This is a genomic window from Globicatella sp. PHS-GS-PNBC-21-1553, assembly GCF_033564055.1.
Classification (GTDB): domain Bacteria; phylum Bacillota; class Bacilli; order Lactobacillales; family Aerococcaceae; genus Globicatella; species Globicatella sulfidifaciens.
In genome coordinates, this window is the sequence record NZ_CP085470.1 from 848,211 (window position 1) to 866,094 (window position 17,884).

Below are 17,884 nucleotides of genomic sequence, written 5' to 3' on the forward strand. Positions count from 1 at the left end.
ATGTATTCTAATATTATCAAATACTATAGGAATTAAACAAGCCTATTTTTTCATGATAACAAATTTCATCATCGGATAATTAATCACAACTTGGACTACAATATTTACCGCATTCGCTAATGTTTGGGCCAAACCTAAACTTAACCCTGCGTTTGTTAATAGCCCGATTACATACGGTGGTAAAACGATTGAAAGGACGCCTGCCACAATAATCGTTAAGAGATACCAATGAAGAGTACTCGAAATATCATTAGTCGCTCCAAATACTAAGATTCGTTGCACCAAATAATTGACCACTTGTGCCGCCACATAGGCTAATAAGAAAGATAAAAAGCCGGTTAACCCTCCATTCTCGACGCTATAGTCAAAGATAGTCCAATGAAAAGGTTGTTGGCTAAATTGTGGAAACAAAATCGTTGTCCCCAACCATAACACAATAAAATTCGTAATCGTTGCGATATTTGATAACACATTAAATTTAATAAATTCCCATAAATCAGGATGTTCATCAATCCATGTTTGAATTCTTTCCAATTAACTCACCTTCTTGTTTGTTTGATGATTATGAAAGGCGGCTTTGATTAAGCGCCCTAGTCCTCTAAAAAACTGCCCATTGACTATTGTTAAAATATGATTGACCATTTCTTTGTTGATCATGCCACCGGTCATTTTACTAATAGCTCTAAAAGTCATATTATAATTAAAATAAAGATTTAAATTCGGCTGTCCTTTTTTAATACTACGTTCTAAGAAGTAGTTGAGGACGTGATATATGCCTCGTCCTACCCAACCTTTGGCGTAATATAATTGAGAAATCGTATCATTTTCCTGTAAGGGCAATGTTTTATCCCAACTCGACTCCGGTATTGGGCGTCCTAATAATGTTTCAAATTCCTTTGCACTAATTTGACTGACTTTACCCGCGAAATAATGTGGTACTTGTGCAAGTGGTAATTCGACCACTTCCGTCGTGGCATTCTTTTCAACGCTAACTTTTAATGAGATAGCTCTTGAATGTGCACCTACCCCAATACTATACTGACCACCATCAACTTCCCATTGTTCACTGGCTGTATTGAAATATTCAAACGCGCGTGTTGGTAATTCAATCGTAACCGTTTGGCTTTCACCAGCCTTTAAGAACACTTTTTCAAAACCAATGAGTTGTTGCTTAACATAAATTCTTTGGGTAGACTCATGTTCCAAATAAACTTGAGCCACTTCGGCCCCATCCGTTTCACCAATATTAGTTAAAACAAAGCTTAATTGATTATCCTTAATGGCTAATTGACTATATTCAAATTGAGTATAACTTAAACCAAAACCAAAAGGATATAAAATTTCTTTTTCAACAGTATTGAAATAACGATAACCAACAAATAAACCTTCACGATATTCGCTCGTTTTTTCTAAACCAGGGTAATAATTGGAACTTGCCACATCAGCTAAAGAGAGAGGATATGTTTCTGCTAATTTTCCGGATGGATTAATTTTTCCAGTTAACACATCCAACACCGCTCTTGCTCCGGCTTGACCTCCTAAATATTGATGAACAATCGCAGCTACTTTATTGGCAAAAGGCATTTCAACAGCTGACCCACCCGATAAAACCACAACCGTCTTAGGATTAACCTTAGCAACAGCCTCTACCAACAATAATTGATCCTCACTTAATGACAGGTGCGTGCGGTCCATACCTTCTGACTCGTTGATTTCGGTTAGTCCCATAAAAATCAATGGCACGTCTACCGTTTTCGCCAAATTTATCGCTTGATTAATTAATAACTCTTCGGAAACACCAGAACGATGATAACCTTGACAATAAGGTGCATCCTCAAATCCATATTCCTGTTTCACTTTTTCAATCGTATCCAATTGAGTGGGGTTTACTACCGATGAGCCTGCTCCTTGATAGCGAGGTACTTTAACAAAATCGCCGATAAAACCAACTTTCGTTGTGCTTTTTAGTGGTAATACCGCCTCATTTTTAAGTAACACGATACTTTCTTGTGCCGCTCGGTATGCTAATTGATGATGTTTGGTTGCTGTACTCGCTTTTAAGCTTGTTCGATTTTCCACTTCGGTTTTAGTCAACGTCATCACAATGTCTAATAACTCATCAACTCTTTGATCTAAAAGTGATTCTGATAACTCACCCTTTTCAATCGCCGCCACTAATTCTAATGCACTTGGAACACCCGTGCCAGGCATTTCTAAATGGCTGCCTTCTATAACACCTTTTACATGATCATTACTACCGCCCCAATCGGTCACAATCACTCCATCGTATTGCCATTCACCATATAAAATATCTTGTAATAAATGATGGTGTTCATTGGTATACTCACCATTTAATTGATTATAAGAAGTCATCATAAATTGTGGTTGGGCTTCTTTTACAACATATTCAAACGCACTCAAATAAATCTCTCTTAATGTTCGTTCATCAACAATTGAATCATTGGACATCCTTCTTAATTCTTGACTATTAACTGCAAAATGCTTCGGTGTGGCGGCAATGCCCTTTTTTTGAATCCCTTTAACATATTGCGCGGCTAATTTCCCTGTTAATAAAGGATCTTCACTAAAATATTCGAAGTTACGTCCGCATAAAGGATTTCGCTTGATATTCATGCCGGGCCCTAAAATAACATTAACGCCTAATTCTTTTGCCTCTTGTCCTAAAGCTTCGCCAATTTCTTCGGCAAGTGTTAAGTCCCAACTGTTCGCAATGGTAGCTGCAGTGGGAAAACATGTTGATGGAATACTTTCATTTAACCCTAAATGGTCGGCACTCCCCAATTGTTTACGAATACCATGAGGACCATCTGATAGGAAGATAGAAGGTATATTATATTTTTCAAAATCTTTTGTTTCCCAAGTACTTTTTCCTGTCATCATTTGGGCTTTTTCAAATACTGTCATTTGTTCAATAATCGATTGATATTTCATTTGTCCAGCTCCTTACCCTATTTTTCCTTAATTTTATTCTACCATGCCCCTTTATAAGTCAAATGGACAACTTCATTTTTGGTCGCCTTCCATACATAATTGGTGGAATACTGGATAATGCTGACAATGGGGAGTGTAGTAAATCAGCTAGCAGTTTTAAAAACAACTTATTGAACTGAAGAAATTCACCTCCATTATTTCTATTTAAAACTGTTAAGACCTTCTCACAATGACCACGTTTTTCAAACTTTTCAAAATAAGAAAAAGTTCCACTTAGGTTTAACTTTCTCAATCAAACGCAAAAATTATAGTTAGTTCGAGTTTTAGAACATGTTTAACTTCATTATTCATAATAGATACATGATAAGCATTTATATGAATTAAGTTTTAAACTACTGCTACATTAATAGTACATTAGTTTATCTTTTGTTATAATAGAGTTATTATTTGAAGGAGGCTAAAATATGGAATACCAACGTTTTGACTCAAAAATTATTGTCCGCCTTGACCGAGGCGATTATGTGATGGATAGCTTGAAAGAAGTGGCGAAAAAAGAAGCGATTCACACTGGGTTCGTTAGTGCCATTGGAGCAGTTGATTTGGCACAACTTAATTATTTCTTTTTAAATTTACAAAACTATAAAACCGTTGATTTTGAAGAAGCATTTGAAGTTTTATCGATGAATGGAAACATTACTCAAAATAATGGAGAGCCACATCTTCACTTGCATACGGTTCTTGGTAGAAGTGATTATTCTACAATCGGAGGACATTTACTTGATGCCAGAGTGAGTATCACTTTAGAAGTTATTATCGATATCATTCATACCAAGATGATTCGTGAGGACGACAAAAATATTAACAATTTTAAATATATGAAATTTGACGCTTAATCACGGACTTTTTGTATATAATAATGGGAGTGGGCAAGAAGTAGAAAATCGAATGGTTTTCGCTTCATCTGCCCATCCCCGCACAGTTGAGTAGGCCTCAAACAAGTCGAAAGACGCAGGTTGAGACCACTCAACCACTGCGTTTTTAATTTAATAGCAATCACTTGATTGAATTTATCAAAGTGATACCTCACCTCGTTAAGACGCAGGTTGAGGCCACTCAACCACTGCGCTTTGAATTAAATAGATATGCCTGAACAGAATTTAAAAAGTTTTTGCCAAACACCAAAAATTTATAGAACCATTAAAAACATCAAAAAAGGAACTGACCACTCGTACGCTCTCACTTAACTACACTTTCGGCTAAGTAAGGAGCAGTATCCTGTGGTTCAGTTCCTTTTTCATAATGACGGACAGTTTCATCCTTTAATACTCGTTCATTTTACGCTCTTTAAAATCCAATACCCTTTATCTTGGGTGATTTTTTCAACATTGTCAAACAATGTTTCCATATATTTAGCCATCGAAGGGGCACCTTGTTTCTTCTGAATAACGACATAGAGATTTCCGTTTGGTTGCAGTATTTGGTGTGCTTGCTTAACAAACGCTTGAATAACCGCTTTTCCAGTTCTAATCGGTGGATTCGTTACGACTACCTGAGCTGATTTTTCTAATGTAACAGTTGTCGCATCATGATGAATAAAACTACAATTCAACACACGATTAAGTTCAGCGTTTTCCTGTGAAAGTAATTGCGCTCGTTGATTAATTTCAACCCCAATCACCTCAATAGTAGGATAACATTTAGCTAAGCTGATAGCAATCGGCCCATACCCACTCCCTAATTCAACTATCGGCCCCATTAACGGCGAAGATAAATCTTCCACAACCGCTTCTAATAACACTTTAGATCCATAATCGACTTGATTTTTAGAGAAAACGCCACTATCGGTTTTAAAGGTTAAAGGGAAATTTAACCATTGAAATTGAATCGTTCTGACATTGTGATCCAAATGCTCATTATTTTCAAAATATTGATTAGACATTGCTTGCTTCCTTTATTCTGGATTGGCTACCATTATTTCTAAATCACCACGTAGAGTCACTGATTGAATATCTGTTGGTAAAATAAATGAATCGGCTAATTTAAGTGGATACACAGTTCCATCGACTTCCATTTCACCTTCACCGGTAATGACTGTTGCCAAATAATAGTTCTTAGGTAAATCAACCACTAGCTCTTTTTTCAAGTCCCACTTGTAAACACTAAAATACTCATTGGTTAAATAGTGCACCACTTGCCCCTCTTGATTGCCATCGATAGTAATTTCTAATTCTGGCGTTTGATGCGGAATCATCGTCACATCGAAAGACTGTTGTAAATGTAATTCACGCTCGTGACCGTTTGCATCCGTACGATGATAATCATAGACACGATAAGTAGTATCCGAACTTTGTTGAATTTCTAAAATAACAATACCGGCACCAATCGCATGAATGGTACCATGTGGCACATAGAAAAAGTCACCATCTTTAACCGGTACTTCGGTCAATAATTCATCCCAATTATCTTTTTCAACTTGTTCAATAAATTCTTCTTTCGTTTTAGCAGTATGACCATATATTATTTTAGCACCAGGGGCCGCCGAAATAATATACCAGCACTCCGTTTTACCTAACTCGCCAGCTCCTTCATGGGCCGCAGCATATTGGTCATCTGGATGAACTTGTACCGATAAGGCTTGCGAAGCATCAATGATTTTAGTTAATAAAGGAAATACTTCTTCTTTAGGATTGCCAAACAATGCGGGGTGTTCTTTATACAAACGGTCTAAAGGTAGCCCTTTTAACTCAGCTGGCGACGTTACTTCTGTAACACCGTTTGGATGACCACTAATCATCCATCCTTCCCCAGTTTGATTACTAGGAATCGGTAAATCAAAATAAATTCCTAATTTATTACCACCCCATATTTTCTCTTGCAATACCGGTTTTAAAAATATTGGTTTCATAAAACAGCTTTCCTTCCTTTCACAACTTTTCAATAAACTTACATCTTTTCATTCGATATTATAACACTTTTTCCTAGTTCATGGTAAACTAATAGTAGATTAATTTTGGAGGTTTGATGATGATCAAATTATTCGCTTCCGATATGGACGGAACTTTATTAGACGAAACACATACTATCAATGACCGCACCGCTAAAGCCATCCACGACTTGCAAGCAGCTGGAGTAGAATTTATGATAGCAACTGGACGTGACTACCAATCTGCCAGCCGCTTAACGAAAGCTCAAAATATATCTTGCGCGATGATTAATTTAAACGGTGCATTAGTGCACGACAAAAACGGAAACGTCATCTATGATTGTCCCCTCGAACAAGACACAATCAAAAGCGTCATCACTTATTTAAATGACCATGACTTATTGTATACTATTTATACCGAAGCTTATACCTATTTTTATAACCGTGATGAATATATCCAAAACACCTTTAAAAATTTACAAAAACGCTTTGACTTTGACGATTTAACTGCGGCTCAGATTAAAGATAATTTAATGGAAAACAAAGATGCTTCAGAATTTACTTTTTCGAAAGAAAACCGAGTTTTAAAAATGATGATTATGAATGAAAATGATGACAAATTGCATCAAACTCGTCTTTACCTTGAAAAATTCCCTGAACTCGATGTCACTTCATCAGGACCAGGAAATCTTGAAATTACCCATAAAGATGCTCAAAAAGGTCTTGCCATTATTAAATATATTGAAAAACAAGGTTATACGATGGATAATGTCGTCACGATTGGTGATTCTTTAAATGACCGTTCCATGTTACAACTTTGTCCTAATAGTTATGCCATGGCGAATGCGAGTGAAGAAATCAAAGAAATGGCTGCGCATACGACCTTTAGTAATGATCAATATGGCGTGGCGGTTGTCATCGAAGAATTATTAGAAAACATGAAAAAATAGGCCTCATTAAAAGAGTGAATTGCCCGTGAGCATTGGAAGCTATCACGAGTAATTCACTCCTTTTTAGTATTTTGTGAATTCTATTTGATATTGACTAGCAATCTTTATTTTTTACGCATTGTTTTGCGAATATCTAATGCTACGGCGGCCACAATGACAATACCTTGGAAAACATTGGTCATTTCTGGTGTGATACCCAAGAATTGTAAACACGTTTTTAATAACTCAAATACCAATACCCCGACTAAAATTCCCGGTACGCGTCCAACCCCACCAGAGGTTGAAACCCCACCAATAGTGGCTGCTGCAATCGCTTCTAACTCATACCCGGTTCCGGCCGTTACGGCTGCTGAACCTGTTTTAGCGGTTAATAAAAACCCTGCGACAGCATACATGGTTCCGGCTAAAGCATAAATCAATAGTTTAGATTTGGCAGTGTTAACACCAGACACCTCGGCAGCGACTTCATTACCACCTATCGCATACATTTGTTTACCATAAACGGTGTATCGATATAGAATATACATAAAAATCCCCGCTACAATTGCTACGAAAGTTAAATAAGGTATTTGTAATCCACCTAACTTGACCCCTTGTGCACCAAAACGTGTATAGGTTTGATTCAATGAACCAATAGGTGCGTTTTTAGATAACATCATATTTAATCCATAGATGGCAATTTGTGTCCCCAATGTCGCGATAAAAGGCGGTACATGTAAGCGCGAGATAATTAAACCATTGACAACCCCTAAAGCTAATCCGACCACTAAAGCAGCCAATAACGCCACAATAATTGGCGACCCTGCAATACCCGGATACATAACACTTGAAGCATCTGCTCTTTGTAAAAAGACCGCTGCCACAACTGATGTTATCCCAACGATACGCCCTGCTGATAAGTCTGTTCCACGGATAATAAGTGGACCTGAGATACCTAAAGCAATAATAAAACGTACCGAAACATTGGCTAAAATATTTTTTAAGTTATTAAAACTCAAAAAATTATTGGCACTAAAAGCCGTATAAATGACCATTAAAACAATGACCACGATTAAGGCATTCTCAATAATTTGCTCTTTAAAGCTACGTTTTGGTTTAATGATTTCACTCATTCGCTGCACTCTCCTTTGTTTGCATGAATTTGGTAGCTAAATCCATGACTTTTTCTTGCGTTGCTTCTTCTCTCGATAAAAATCCAGAAATCTTGCCTTCACACATTACCATAATCCGATCAGATAGCCCTAAAATTTCACTCATTTCAGAAGAAATAACAATAATAGATTTGCCTTGTTTGGCTAAACGATTAATAATTTCATAAATTTCAAACTTCGCTCCAACGTCAATCCCACGTGTCGGTTCATCTAAAATTAAAATATCCGGATTTGTTGCCAGCCACCGGGCTAATATCACTTTTTGTTGGTTACCTCCAGATAAATTTTCAATCGCTGTGTGTTGACTAGGTGTCTTGGTTCGCATACTGTCAATGCCTTTCTTCACCACTTCAGCAATTGATTTTTCATTTAGTAAACCATATTTATTTTTATAATTAGATACCGACGCCGTAATGATATTATCACTAACCGATAATACGCCAAAAATCCCTGAACCTCGTCGGTCTTCTGTCACTAATGCAAAACCATTTTTAATCGCATCTTTTGGATCTTTATTCAATATTTCTTGGCCACGATGGATTACTTTGCCACCTTCGATATGATCACGCAATCCAAAAATAGCTTCCATTAGTTCTGAGCGTTGGGCTCCTACTAAACCAGCGACTCCGAGGATTTCACCTTCTTTTAACTCAAAAGAACAGTTTTGAAATGATTTTGGATTCGGAGATGTATAATTTTTAACTTCTAAAATATTTTGCTCACCCGGTCCAAAATCTTTATCAGGGAATTGATTGGCAAGTTCACGCCCCACCATATGTCGAATAATTTCATTTATCGTAATGGTAGTAGAATTATAAGTACCAACATATTGTCCATCACGCATAATCGTAATTTCATCCGATATACGTAAAATCTCATCCATTTTATGAGAAATATAAATAATACCCATGCCAGTCGCACGTAAAGCATCAATAACTTTAAATAAGTTCTCTACTTCCGCTGCAGTTAAAGACGATGTTGGCTCATCCATAATTAATATTTTAGCGCGGTGAGAAATGGCCTTCGCTATTTCGACTGATTGTTGTTGTGAAATCGTTAAATCACCTAAGCGTGTGCGCGGCGAAACATTCAATCCAATAATATCTAAAAATTTCTTAGTCTCTTTTTCCATTGCTTCATGATCTACAAATAGGCCTTTTTTTGGATAATCTCCCAAAAACATGTTTTCAGCAATTGTCATTTCAGGAATTGGTTGTAATTCTTGGTGAATCATCGCCACTCCATGGTCCAAAGCTTCTTTAGAAGTTAAAAAATTCACTTCTTCGCCTTCTATTTTAATTGACCCATTGTCCCGGTAATAAATACCATACAAACATTTCATTAAGGTTGATTTACCTGCACCATTTTCTCCCATTAAGGCATGTACTGTTCCTTTTTTAACAGTCAATTGGGCTTTATCTAGTGCTTTAACCCCTGGAAAAATTTTATCAATGTCTTTCATTTCTAAAATTACATTATTTTCCACTGTATCACATCCTTTATAATTATAAAGAGGGCTCCCGCTCATTGTGATCAGAAGCCCCATCTGTTTATTAAATTAAAGATTATTCACCGTATGCTTCTTCTAGACGTGTTTGGTATTCTTCAATCGTTTCTTCACGATAGTCTAAACGTTTTAATTCAGCATCTTCTGGTTTAGTTGCTTTAACATAATCATGCCAGAAATAAGGTGCTACTTCTTCACCATTTAATAATTTCACTGCAACTTCAGCAGCTGTATGTGATTGGTTGAAATGATCGTTTAATACTGTTCCAGTAAATTCACCTTTACCAATTAACTCTACAACTTCTGGTAAAGCATCTACCCCAACGATATAGATGTCTTCGTTCACTTTACGTCCAGCGCCATTGATAGCTTGAACAGCACCTAAAGCCATACCATCATTATTAGAGAAGATCACTTCTAAATCCTCACCATATTGACTTAAAGCATTGGCAGCAATCTCTTGACCTTTTGCTTGATCCCAGTTACCACGTTGTGCTTCACCTAGGATTTCAACATCAATTGATTTAGCTAATGTCTCAACAGAATATTTAGTACGTTGTTCAGCGTCAACGTTACCAGCATCCCCTTGGATCATGATATATTTAACAACACCATCACCGTTAATATCCCCTTTGTTTTCTAGGTCAGCAATGATTTCACCTTGATAAACACCTGATTGACGAGCATCAACCCCTACATAAGTTGTTTTACCAGGCCATAATTCCATTGTTGAAACGTCTGGTTCACGGTTAATTAAAACCACTGGAATATCTGCTGATTGTGCAGATAAGATAATTTGGTCTGCACCAGTAGGGTCAACTAAGTTCGCGATTAGCAAGTCTTTACCTTGTGCGATAAAGTTATTTAATTGCTCTGTTTGTGTTGCTTGGTCATTTTTTCCATCTTGAAATTCAAGATTGTAAGTATTGCCATCTTTTTCGCCTAATTCTTTAAAATAAGCTTCCAATTCATTACGGAATAATGTCATAAAGTTGTCGTTATATTGATAGATTGCAACCCCAATTTCGTAAGTTTGCCCTTCTGCTCTTACTTGAGTTGGTAATACTGTGACTAAAGCAATCATGAATGCAAATAAAGCAACAAATAATTTTTTAACAGTTTTCATTAAATTTACCCCTTTATTTTATTGTCTGAGCATTTAGCTGTGCGATGAGCCTCTTTAAAGAATGATATATCCTCCTTTCATCTGTCTTTTTGTTAATCTAATGATGCTAGAAAGTCCCTCGTGCTCATCTGGTAATTTTCAAGCTCTACTGCTATTATAAATGCGTTTTCATTGCCGTTCCATAGCATTTTGTAAAGTTTATATGTCATTTTGTTTAATCGCTTACATTGTGGTAAAATATATTTACGAATATGTTTATTGGAGGTTCAAATGAAAAGTTACTGGAAACATTATTTTATCGATAATCATGATATTGCTTTAATCGAAGCCGGTGTTCAAAAAAATCTTCCCTCACAAATTAATGATTATACCGTGCACCATGATTACGTCATCCACATCGTTTTATCTGGTAAAGGTTACTTTGTTGTCAATCATCAACATTATGAACTTCAAAAGAATGACTGTTTTATTTTAAAGAAAGACCATCATGTTTATTATGAACCTGACCATGATGATCCTTGGACTATTGGTTGGATTGCTCTAGGTGGCAAAAATATTGATCATTATTTAAAGGATACTATTATTACACACCGTGATACCTTTCATTTTAAAGAAGACAGTGCTGTGTATTATCAAATAATCGAGCTAATCACTTTTCTCGAAACGATTAATCCACAAATGACTTCGAATAAATTAAAAATAATCGGACTACTTTACAACTTATTAGCAGAAATCAATCTTGAATTAATCGCCCCGTCAACATTTATAAGATTTACCTTACCTGAAGTACCACAACTCGCTCAAAATATCAGGCACTATTTAAAAACGAATTATCATCTTCCTATCACCATCGAAGAAGTTGCTCTACATTTCGGTATCAGTCGTAATTATCTCTTTCAAATTTGTAAGAAATATTTTAATTTATCACCGAAACAAATTTTGCTTGAAAGTCGTATGGCGCAAGCAGCGTGTTTACTACGTTCTAGCCAATTAAAAATTAGTGAAATTTCCGAACAAGTGGGTTATCGAGATACGTTCCAATTTTCCAAGATGTTCAAAAATTATTTTGGACATAGTCCATCACAGTATCGTATTTTAAGTGATGAAACGATTGATGATTCTGTATTAACATTACCCATTCTATATCACGAAAAGTCTTTATTAAATACTAAAAAACCTAATGTTGAAATTTGGTTATAATTTCCTACGCAAAATAGTTAATCAAGCCTTTCATTATTTGCAGGATGTTTGCGATAATGCTTGAGACAAAATTATAATTTTCATGAAGATTCAGCTCCTATAATCAAACTACAAAAAGATTTTTTATCCAGCTAATTATTTATCGACTGCATAAAAAAACTGACTCAACAGGGAGTGGGCCAGAAGTAGAAAATTAAATGATTTTCGCTTCGTCTGCCCAACCTCGTTAAGTCAGTTTATTTTAATATTATGCTGTCACTAAACGATAAACCGTTCGACTAGTGAAAGTATCTTCTGGTCTTAAGACGGTATCACCATGAAGTGGATTATTAATAGCATTTGGTAAGTTTTGTGTTTCCAAAGTGACCCCTGCAAATGGCAACAACGGCTGACCCCAAATTTCCTTAATATTGGTTAAATAGCCATGAGTATAAATAACCACTGCATTTTCTGTTGTCGTCATCTCAATACGACGATTCTTTGCTGGTAATTGAATGATTGCTTGTGGGCCTTCGACAGTTTTATCGATTAACCATGGATGATCGAAGCCTTTCGTGTAATCAAACTGAGGTTCTGGTCGATGAACCCGGTCACCAATCAAGACCGCTTCACGTAAGTCAAAGACCGTATCACCAACAGGCTCTAATCGTCCTAAAGGTATCGTGTCATTTTTTAATGGCATATATTTATCACTATGAACTTGTAATAAGTGATTTTCTATACTTTGAGTATTATTCCCGTTTAAATTAAAATACACATGATTTGTCGGATTAAAGATAGTCGGTGCATCTGTTGTTGCTTGGTAATCAATAGTCCATTCATTTTGTTCATTATAAGTATACGTTACTTTAAACGTTAAGTTACCTGGATACTGATTATGTCCAGCTTTATCATACAGTGAAAACTCAACACGAACTTCATCTGCTGCTTCAATAATATCAAAATTGAACTTTTGTAAATCAAAGCCATCAAAACCACCATGTAAATGGTTCGCTTTGTCGTTAGTTTCTAGTTGATATAACTGACCATCAATAACCGCCTGACCTAATTCTACCCGACCGGCGACACGACCAATTGTTGCCCCATAATAACTACCTGAATCAAACACTTCTTGAGCATTTTGATGCCCTAAAATAATTTGCTCATACTCTCCCTTATCATTTTGGAGGCCCCAACGATTGATACGTGCTCCTAGATCACAGAAGCTAATTTGTGTTCCTTGTTTATTGGTAATAAAAATCTCTGAATAGTCGCTTCCTTCATATTGACCAAAAGGTTTAATTTCAACTTTCACAAAGATTAACTCCTTTCTTCTTAATCTTTTAATTGATTATAATGCTTTGGCACCATCGCCAACTTCAGCGACATAAAATTCAGCTGAATAACCAACCGTTTTTTCATATTCTGCCTGTACGGCTGCTTTAACAGCCTCTACTTGATTACGGTTCACTAAGGCAATCGCACAGCCGCCCATACCTGCTCCGGTCATCCGTGCACCTAATACTCCCGGTTGTTCCCAAGCAGTATGCACCAAGGTGTCTAACTCCAGTCCCGTAACTTCATAATCGTCACGTAAACTGATATGAGATTGATTTAATAATTGTCCAAATGCTACTAAATCTCCTGAAGTTAAGGCTGCTTTAGCTAATTTTGTACGTTCGTTTTCATACACTGCGTGTTTAGCACGACGTTCCAATACTTCATCACCAATTAAATGACGATTGGCTTCAAAAGTTTCAATCGATAATTCTCCTAACGCTTTAATATCCAATTGGGTTTGGAGACGTCTTAGCGCTTCCTCACATTGGCTACGACGTTCGTTATAGTTGGATTCCACTAATTCACGTCGTTTTTTTGTGTTCATAATTAAAACAATATTTTCACCAAATTCTGCTGGTACTAATTCATATTCTAAAGTATTGGTATCTAAATAGATCGCGTGGTCTTTAGAGCCCATTCCAATTGCAAATTGGTCCATAATTCCTGAATTAACACCAATAAATTGATTTTCAACTCTTTGGCCAATTTTTACTAATTCAACTCGGTCGATTTCAAATCCAAATAAATTTTGAATGGTTACCCCAATTAAAAGTTCTAATGAAGAAGAAGAAGACAAACCAGAACCATTAGGGATATTGCCATAAATAACAATGTCAAATCCTTTATCAATAGCATAGCCCGCCTCTGCCATATACTTAATCATCCCTTTGACAAAGTTAGTCCAACTATCTTCTTTTTTATTGACTAACTCATTAAGGTCAAAACTAATAATCCCTACTTCTTCAAAGTTTAATGAATAGCAATTAACGGTTGCATCTTCACGTATTGCTGCCACAGCGTAAGTACCATTGGTAATTGCACAAGGAAAGACACGTCCTCCATTATAATCAGTATGCTCACCAATTAGGTTAATACGTCCCGGCGCAAAATAAGCTTTGCCACCTTCATGTTGAAATAGTTCATTAAATTTTTTATTTAATTGCTCAATAATCATCGGCTCATGCCTCCTACAAATTTTTATACAAACTCATTATAACGTTTTTATGGAATCGCTTCAATCATTCATCAAAAAATGTTGAATGTTGCACAAAGTCTTTTATTGCTTTCAACCAAATGATTCGTTAAACTGATGAAAAGAGAAGGGCGTTAAAGACCTTCTATATATATATATTACAAGGAGGAATTGTTTTGATTAAAGTTATTTTTGTTTGTTTAGGCAATATTTGTCGTTCCCCGATGGCTGAAGCTGTTTTTACATCTTTAGTTAAAGAAAAAGGTTTATCTGACCGTATCATCATCGATTCTGCGGCGACTAGTTCATGGGAACATGGTAATCCTGTTCATTCTGGAACCCGTGAGCGTTTAGCAAAAGAAAATATTTCGGTTAACGGGATGTATTCACGTCCTTTAGCAGAAAATGACTTATCTGCCGATTATCTAATCGGAATGGACCAACAAAATATCGGTAACATTAAACGCTTTGCTGGCAATGATTTTACTGGTGAAATCAAATTACTATTACAATATGCTAATCGCGAAGACGAAATTGCGGACCCCTATTATACTGGCGACTTTGAAACGACCTATCAAGATGTTCTTCAAGGCTGTCAGGGTTTGCTTGATTATTTAATTGAAAACCATTCATTATAATCCTATGACACTATTCTACTTTTTAGCCTAAAGATTAATTTTTCATTAGAAACAATTGAGAAAATGAGCCAAGTTTGTTATAATCAATTTATTAGAATTATATCATTTTTCTCATTACACTTTACTTTTTTTAATATTTATTTTATTATAAAACAGTTGCGATGAATAAAACGTTAATCTTAATCAAGGAGGCTACAAAGTGATTGAATCATTAATTGTTCCAAAAAATCGATTACTATGTATTAATGAATCTTTAAATTGTCAAGAAGCGATTCAATTACTCGAGTCAAACGGTTTACGTTGTGCACCTGTATTGGATGCCACCAACACTATTTTTAGAGGCAATATTTATCGTTATCATATTTATCAACATAAATTTAGATATCCTCAAGCTGATTTAAGCAAGATACCTGTTACGCATTTTCTAAAAAATACAACCAAAGTCGTTAGAACTTCTGACAGTATCTTACGCTTATTATTTGTGATTAATGATTTACCACAAATCGCGGTTTTATCTGATCAAAATACTTTTGTAGGGATTATCGAACATACGGATATGATGACTTTTTTAGCAGAAGCATGGTTATCCGATAATGCGAAATACGTTTTAGAAGTGACTGCTAAAGGGCAAGTTGGGGAGTTAACTAAACTGATTCGCTTAATTAATCGCTATACGCATATTATCAGCTCTCTAACATTTGAGAACACAAAATACGGTAGCGAAAGTAAATTTTTATTTGTGTTACCGAGTGGTTTTGACGTCGTCAGAATTCAATGATTTACAACGACTTTTGAACCGAAAACAATATAAAACCAAACATTATAAAATGAAATAATAAATAAGCAGTCTAAGTTTCATCATGAAAACTCAGACTGCTTATCTTTTTAATTGGTATAAGGATTAAATCTTTTCTCAAATTTTATCGTCGTACTTTGACCATGACCTGGATAAATCGTCGTATCATCTGGTAATGAATATAAGTGGGTCTTAATTCCATTAATCAAGTGATGATAGTCTCCTAAATATAAATCGGTACGGCCAATACTACCTTGAAATAGAGTATCGCCAGCAATCACAAATTTTTGATTTTCAAAAATATAGACAACGTGACCTGGACTATGGCCTGGAATATGAGCCACTCTAAAATGAAAGCTTCCTACTCGTTGCTCCTTCATATCCTCCGCTTGCCACACATGTTCAGCTGGACGTGCTGCTACGGGTTGCACTGGCATATTAGCTGATAAATTTAAATTCGGATCGGACAAGTAATCTGCCTCGATATGATGAACATAAGCTTCGATACCAAATGCATCGCGCAATTCATCTACTGATTCAATATGGTCAAAATGACAATGCGTCAATAAGATGGCTTGCGGTTGCCAATGATGACTTTTTATCCAATGAATTAACATTTGAGCACCCGCACCAGGATCGATAATTAGTGCTTCTTTCTTTTCATTTACAACGACATAAGTATTCTCACTTGCTATACCAACTGTTTGATAAAATACTTCTAACATCTCGTCCTCCTAATCTTTTAAATAAATTCTTGGAACTCGATTACTAATGCCACAGAATATTTCATAACTAATGGTGTCAACTTTTCTCGCTAATTCACTTGCATGGTTTTCTAAATGTCCATCTTTACCAATTAAGGTTACAGGTGTACCAATCGGTAATGCTTCCGGCAGACGAATCATCATTTGATCCATATTAATCGTCCCCACAACCGGACAAGCCACCCCTCCGACGAGCACATCAATCACCGAATAGCGTCTTAGCCATCCATCAGCATAACCAATCGGAATCGTTGCAATCCATTCATCGGTGGTTGTTGTATAGGTTGCGCCATAACTAATAGAATGTCCTTTCGGAACTTTTTTAGTATAAATAATTTCTGAAATTAATTGTAAAGCCGGTTGTAACTGACGTTCAAATTCTGGTAATTCCGCTAATGGTCGGTCTAATGGATCAATGCCATACATTCCAATCCCAAAACGAATAATATCCGATTTAGGTTCATAAGGATGCCACATACCCATCGCTGTGTTAGCAAAATGCTTAAGCGGCACAGTGTCTGGTACCACCGCAATTAATTGTTGCCATTGTTCAAACTGATACTCAATATAGTCTTGCGGTCCACCTCCTGCGGTAGCAAAATGAGTAAATGCGCCTTCCCATTCAACCCATTTGAATGCTGATACATCCTCGATAAATTGTTCAACCTCAGCGACGGTTCTTAACCCAATTCGTCCCATGCCCGTATCTAAAGCTAAATGGAACTTCAAATGATATAAGTCCAATAGCGATAATTGGTTGGTTGCTTCTAATTGTTGATAAGCAAGTCTAAAGAAATCACTATCGCTAACAGTAATCGTAATATTATAATGCAATAATTCAGCAATTCCACGTGGGTCTGTTAAGCCTAGCACTAAAATCGGTACTTGACTCAGTCCATTCGTTCTTAATTCAATTGCTTCATCCACCGTTGCCACTAATAATCCTTTAGCTCCAGCTTCTAGCGCCGCTTTTGCCACTGGGACGGCACCATGCCCATAGGCATTGGCTTTTACTGTTGCATATAGTTTTTGTTCTGATGTTAATTGGTCTAACATTAATCGAACATTATGTTGGATTGCATTTAAATCGACAATCGCTTCCGTTGGTCGATGTTCACTTGGTTCAAACATAGATTTCACCTCTTCATAGTATGGTTATAATTGTAACATATTCAGCTCGGCTTAAAAAGTAGCTTCAGTATGATGGTGCATCCCTCGTAGAAGCGAAAGTTTGCTCAACACTTACCACGAAAGTTTTATTAAAAAGTTTAAAGTGGACGCTTTCAATCATCCTTTAAAGTTCAGCTCTTAACTTTGTTCATTGATAACTTGTCTTGGATTAGGATTGACTCTATATCCCTATCG

At 36.2% G+C, this 17,884-nt stretch carries 17 protein-coding genes; 5 read left to right on the top strand and 12 right to left on the bottom strand.

Annotated elements, in window-relative coordinates:
- Positions 1-42: 42 nt before the first annotated feature.
- Together LB888_RS03810 and LB888_RS03815 are read right to left on the bottom strand one after the other, a co-directional pair.
- Positions 43-534, bottom strand: a complete 492-nt coding sequence (locus LB888_RS03810) for a GtrA family protein (RefSeq protein WP_412928254.1) — start codon at positions 532-534, stop codon at positions 43-45.
- Entirely contained in the window at positions 535-2,952 is a 2,418-nt protein-coding gene (locus LB888_RS03815) for a beta-glucosidase (RefSeq protein ID WP_318753681.1), read from the bottom strand.
- Positions 2,953-3,416: 464 nt separating this feature from the next.
- Here LB888_RS03815 and LB888_RS03820 point away from each other — a divergent pair, with 464 nt between their 5' ends.
- Positions 3,417-3,845, top strand: coding sequence for a PPC domain-containing DNA-binding protein (locus tag LB888_RS03820; protein WP_318753682.1), 429 nt, complete (start codon positions 3,417-3,419; stop codon positions 3,843-3,845).
- Here LB888_RS03820 and LB888_RS03825 read toward each other — a convergent pair.
- The 3 genes from LB888_RS03825 to manA form a co-directional block, all read right to left on the bottom strand.
- Positions 3,842-4,069, bottom strand: coding sequence for a hypothetical protein (locus LB888_RS03825; protein ID WP_318753683.1), 228 nt, complete (start codon positions 4,067-4,069; stop codon positions 3,842-3,844). The genes LB888_RS03820 and LB888_RS03825 overlap by 4 nt on opposite strands.
- Positions 4,070-4,282: 213 nt before the next feature.
- A complete protein-coding gene (locus LB888_RS03830; protein WP_318753684.1) occupies positions 4,283-4,891 on the bottom strand; it encodes a class I SAM-dependent methyltransferase in 609 nt (202 codons plus the stop codon).
- A 12-nt stretch (positions 4,892-4,903) separates the two neighbouring features.
- Positions 4,904-5,857 (bottom strand): mannose-6-phosphate isomerase, class I, encoded by a 954-nt coding sequence (gene manA, locus LB888_RS03835; protein WP_318753685.1) that lies wholly within the window; start codon positions 5,855-5,857, stop codon positions 4,904-4,906.
- A gap of 119 nt (positions 5,858-5,976) precedes the next feature.
- On the opposite strand from manA, the gene LB888_RS03840 reads away from it, so the two are divergent.
- Complete coding sequence (locus tag LB888_RS03840) at positions 5,977-6,825, top strand: Cof-type HAD-IIB family hydrolase (protein WP_318753686.1); 849 nt, start codon at positions 5,977-5,979, stop codon at positions 6,823-6,825.
- Positions 6,826-6,929: 104 nt separating this feature from the next.
- On the opposite strand, the gene LB888_RS03845 is transcribed toward LB888_RS03840, so the two are convergent.
- From LB888_RS03845 to LB888_RS03855, 3 genes are all read right to left on the bottom strand, one after another.
- Positions 6,930-7,937 (bottom strand): ABC transporter permease subunit, encoded by a 1,008-nt coding sequence (locus tag LB888_RS03845; protein WP_318753687.1) that lies wholly within the window; start codon positions 7,935-7,937, stop codon positions 6,930-6,932.
- The gene (locus LB888_RS03850; RefSeq protein ID WP_318753951.1) at positions 7,930-9,438 is read right to left on the bottom strand and encodes a sugar ABC transporter ATP-binding protein; all 1,509 of its coding nucleotides are present in this window, start codon (positions 9,436-9,438) and stop codon (positions 7,930-7,932) included. The genes LB888_RS03845 and LB888_RS03850 overlap by 8 nt, the downstream gene beginning before the upstream one ends.
- 103 nt (positions 9,439-9,541) lie before the next feature.
- The gene (locus LB888_RS03855) at positions 9,542-10,609 is read right to left on the bottom strand and encodes a galactose ABC transporter substrate-binding protein (RefSeq protein ID WP_276934125.1); all 1,068 of its coding nucleotides are present in this window, start codon (positions 10,607-10,609) and stop codon (positions 9,542-9,544) included.
- A gap of 270 nt (positions 10,610-10,879) precedes the next feature.
- On the opposite strand from LB888_RS03855, the gene LB888_RS03860 reads away from it, so the two are divergent.
- Positions 10,880-11,809, top strand: a complete 930-nt coding sequence (locus tag LB888_RS03860) for an AraC family transcriptional regulator (RefSeq protein WP_318753688.1) — start codon at positions 10,880-10,882, stop codon at positions 11,807-11,809.
- Positions 11,810-12,056: 247 nt separating this feature from the next.
- Here LB888_RS03860 and LB888_RS03865 read toward each other — a convergent pair whose 3' ends face one another.
- Complete coding sequence (locus tag LB888_RS03865) at positions 12,057-13,103, bottom strand: aldose epimerase family protein (protein ID WP_318753689.1); 1,047 nt, start codon at positions 13,101-13,103, stop codon at positions 12,057-12,059.
- A 36-nt stretch (positions 13,104-13,139) separates the two neighbouring features.
- Positions 13,140-14,303, bottom strand: a complete 1,164-nt coding sequence (locus tag LB888_RS03870) for a galactokinase (protein ID WP_318753690.1) — start codon at positions 14,301-14,303, stop codon at positions 13,140-13,142.
- A 194-nt stretch (positions 14,304-14,497) separates the two neighbouring features.
- On the opposite strand from LB888_RS03870, the gene LB888_RS03875 reads away from it, so the two are divergent.
- Positions 14,498-14,959: a low molecular weight protein-tyrosine-phosphatase gene (locus LB888_RS03875; protein ID WP_078755532.1), complete on the top strand. Its 462-nt coding sequence runs from the start codon at positions 14,498-14,500 to the stop codon at positions 14,957-14,959.
- A gap of 199 nt (positions 14,960-15,158) precedes the next feature.
- On the top strand, positions 15,159-15,737 hold the full coding sequence (gene cbpA / locus LB888_RS03880; RefSeq protein ID WP_318753692.1) for a cyclic di-AMP binding protein CbpA: 579 nt from the start codon (positions 15,159-15,161) through the stop codon (positions 15,735-15,737).
- A 107-nt stretch (positions 15,738-15,844) separates the two neighbouring features.
- Here the strand turns inward: cbpA and LB888_RS03885 are convergent, their stop codons facing one another.
- Together LB888_RS03885 and alr are read right to left on the bottom strand one after the other, a co-directional pair.
- Positions 15,845-16,480, bottom strand: coding sequence for an MBL fold metallo-hydrolase (locus LB888_RS03885; RefSeq protein WP_318753693.1), 636 nt, complete (start codon positions 16,478-16,480; stop codon positions 15,845-15,847).
- A gap of 9 nt (positions 16,481-16,489) precedes the next feature.
- Complete coding sequence (gene alr, locus LB888_RS03890; RefSeq protein ID WP_318753694.1) at positions 16,490-17,650, bottom strand: alanine racemase; 1,161 nt, start codon at positions 17,648-17,650, stop codon at positions 16,490-16,492.
- Positions 17,651-17,884 lie beyond the last annotated feature (234 nt).